Genomic DNA, 2,941 nt, shown 5'->3' with positions numbered 1-2,941 from the left:
CCCCGTCGTCCCGGCCACCGGCGACCACGTCCCACCGCCCCGCCCCACCACGCCACGCCACCCGAGGAGACGCGTTGACCAGCAGCCAGGACGAGCCCGAGTTCGCCTCCGTCGCGGACGTGGAGGAGCGGTTCGCCGCCGCGGGCTACCTCACCGACGAGCGGCTCGCCACGACGGTGTTCCTGCAGACGCGCCTCGACAAGCCGGTGCTGCTCGAGGGCCCCGCCGGGGTCGGCAAGACCCAGCTCGCGCAGAGCCTGGCGGCGGTCACCGGGCGCCGGCTGCTGCGCCTGCAGTGCTACGAGGGCCAGGACGAGACGAAGGCCCTCTACGAGTGGGACTACGGCAAGCAGCTGCTCTACACCCAGATCCTGCGCGAGAAGATCGGCCAGATCGTCGAGGACACCTCGACGATCCCCGAGGCGGTCGACCGCATCGCCGCCCAGGACAGCGTCTTCTTCTCCGACCGCTTCCTCGCCCCGCGGCCGCTGCTCGAGGCCATCACCTCCCCCGAGCCCGTCGTCCTGCTCATCGACGAGGTCGACCGCGCCGACGAGGCGCTCGAGGCCGTGCTGCTCGAGCTGCTCGCGGAGTACCAGGTCTCCATCCCCGAGATCGGGACCGTGGTCGCCGAGCACATCCCCTACGTCGTGCTCACCTCCAACAACACCCGGGACCTGTCCGCGGCCCTCAAGCGACGCTGCCTGCACCTGTTCCTCGACTACCCCGCCGCGCAGCGCGAGCTCGACATCATCGCCAGCAAGGACACCGGCCTGTCGGAGACCCTCGCGGTCCGGCTGGTCGAGGTGGTCCGCCAGCTGCGCGAGCTCGACCTGCGCAAGGCGCCGTCGATCTCCGAGACCATCGACTGGGCGCGCACGCTCGCCGTGCTCGGCGTCTCCGAGCTGTCCGCCGACGTGCTCTCGTCCACCCTCAACGTGGTGGTCAAGTACGAGCGCGACCTGGCCCGCGCGCTCCGCGAGGTGCCGGCGCTGTCGGACCCGAACGCGTCCGTGCCGGACTCGCTGACCGGTCACGGGCACGGCCACGGGCACGGCCACGGGCACGAGGACGAGCCCCAGGCCCCCGCGCCCCGGACGCCTCCCCGCACCCCGGCGCCCGACGCCGACGACGACCTCGGCGGCCCCTCCGGCAAGGAGAAGCGGGCGTCGAAGGACGCCCCCGGCCGTCACGACGAGGCCTACTACGGGTCGACCTCGACCCCCGGGCGCTCGCCGGGCAGCCGCGCGGTGCCCGCCGGCCAGGGCTCGCGCTCCTTCGCCCCCGGCACGCGCAAGCGACCGGTCTGAGGGAGGCCCGGCCATGGAGGGAGCGCTGCACCGGTTCATCCGGTGGCTGCGACTGCACGGCGTCCGCGTCAGCACCGCCGAGGCGATCGACGCGATGCACGCCGTCGCCACCCCCGGGGTGCTCGACGACCGGGCCGTCCTCAAGTCGGCCCTCGCGGTCTGCCTGGTCAAGGACCGCCGGGACCTCGCCACCTTCGAGCGGGTCTTCGACCGCTTCTTCGGGCTCGAGCGGGTCGCGGAGGACGAGGCCGGCCACGGCCACGGCCACGGCCACGACGACCTGTCCGACGACGGCGAGCTCGAGTCGTTCTCGCTGTCCGACGACCCCGGCGAGACCCCCCAGGAGGGCCACAGCCACGACAAGCCGAAGGACATCAAGGAGTTCTTCGACCCCGAGGACATGGCCCAGCAGTACAACCTGCACCAGGAGGCCAACCGCATCGACATGGCCTCGATGACCGACGAGATCGTGTTCTCCGACGACACCGACACCTCGATGGGCGAGGCCGCCCGCGTGCAGCTGTCGACCCAGCGGATGCACAACCCCGGCAACCCCGGCGAGCTCGCCGGGCGGCCGGGCCTCGAGCTCGAGACCGAGCTGACCGTGGCGGAGGAGATGACGCTGCTGGCGTGGCTCGACGCCGCCGAGGACGAGACCGACGACGTCGACCCCGAGCACGCGGCCTCGCTGGCCCAGCTGCGCGAGGCCCTGGCCCCGTTCCTCGCCTCCCTGCCCGAGCGCCTCAAGGACCACCTCGAGAAGCTGATGGCCGCCGACCTCGAGGTCGAGGAGCGCGAGATCACCGCCGCGCAGTCGGAGACCATCGACGAGGCCGAGCGCGCGGCGCTCGAGGAGTCGCTGCGGCGGCTCCTGCGCTCGCTGCACGGCGCCCCCCGGCCCCGGCGCAAGGCCTCCGCCCGCGGCACCGTCGACGGGCGCCGGACCATGCGCTCCAACATGCGCTACGACGGCGTGCCGTTCCGGCCCGTCACCGTCAGCAAGGTCGAGGACCGGCCCCGCCTGCTCGTGCTGTGCGACGTGTCGCTGTCGGTGCGCTCCACCGCCCGCTTCACGCTCCACCTGGTCCACGGGCTGCAGGCGGTCGCCGCCTCGGTGCGGACGTTCGCGTTCGTCCGCGACGTCGTCGAGACCACCGACCTGTTCGCCGAGCACCGCACCGACGAGGCCCTCTCGCTGGTGCTGTCCGGACTGCCCGCGGGCGGGGTGCTCGACGTCGACGCCGACTCCGACTACGGCCACGTCTTCTCCACCTTCCTCGAGCAGTTCGGCGGCGCCGTGACCCGTCGGACCACGCTGGTCGTGCTGGGCGACGGCCGCAGCAACGGCCGCGACCCCGGGCTCGGCGCGTTCGAGGAGCTGACCCGCCGCGCGCGGGAGACGGTGTGGCTGACCCCCGAGCCCCGCTACTCGTGGGGGCTGGGCCGCTGCGACCTCCCGGCGTACGCCGAGTCGTGCTCGCGGGTCCAGGTCGTGCGCAACCTCGCGGGCCTGGACCGCGCGACCGACCAGGTCCCGGCCGGTCGGCCGCGGTGAGCGTGCGCGCGCCCGCCGTCGCGGGCCACCCCGCCCCCCTGGACCCGTTCGCGCCGCTCGTCGACGGCGCCTACCG

The 2,941-nt window shown here is 73.6% G+C and carries 2 protein-coding genes; both read left to right on the top strand.

Annotation, left to right across the window (positions count from 1 at the left end; genetic code table 11):
- Positions 1 to 74: 74 nt before the first annotated feature.
- Positions 75 to 1,310, top strand: coding sequence for an AAA family ATPase (locus ABD158_RS09270; protein ID WP_344006382.1), 1,236 nt, complete (start codon positions 75 to 77; stop codon positions 1,308 to 1,310).
- A 13-nt stretch (positions 1,311 to 1,323) separates the two neighbouring features.
- Positions 1,324 to 2,865 carry a VWA domain-containing protein gene (locus ABD158_RS09265; RefSeq protein WP_344006380.1) on the top strand — a complete coding sequence of 514 codons (1,542 nt, stop codon included), beginning with the start codon at positions 1,324 to 1,326 and terminating at the stop codon, positions 2,863 to 2,865.
- Positions 2,866 to 2,941 lie beyond the last annotated feature (76 nt).

Source organism: Nocardioides lentus (assembly GCF_039529515.1).
Lineage (GTDB): Bacteria > Actinomycetota > Actinomycetes > Propionibacteriales > Nocardioidaceae > Nocardioides > Nocardioides lentus.
The sequence above is the reverse complement of the archived record's forward strand: the minus strand, read 5'-3'. Positions and strand labels throughout refer to the sequence as shown.

Bases quoted from the DNA above. Each gene is read 5' to 3' on its own strand.
- ABD158_RS09265 (WP_344006380.1), top strand. From the start codon at position 1,324: ATGGAGGGAGCGCTGCACCGGTTCATCCGGTGGCTGCGACTGCACGGC.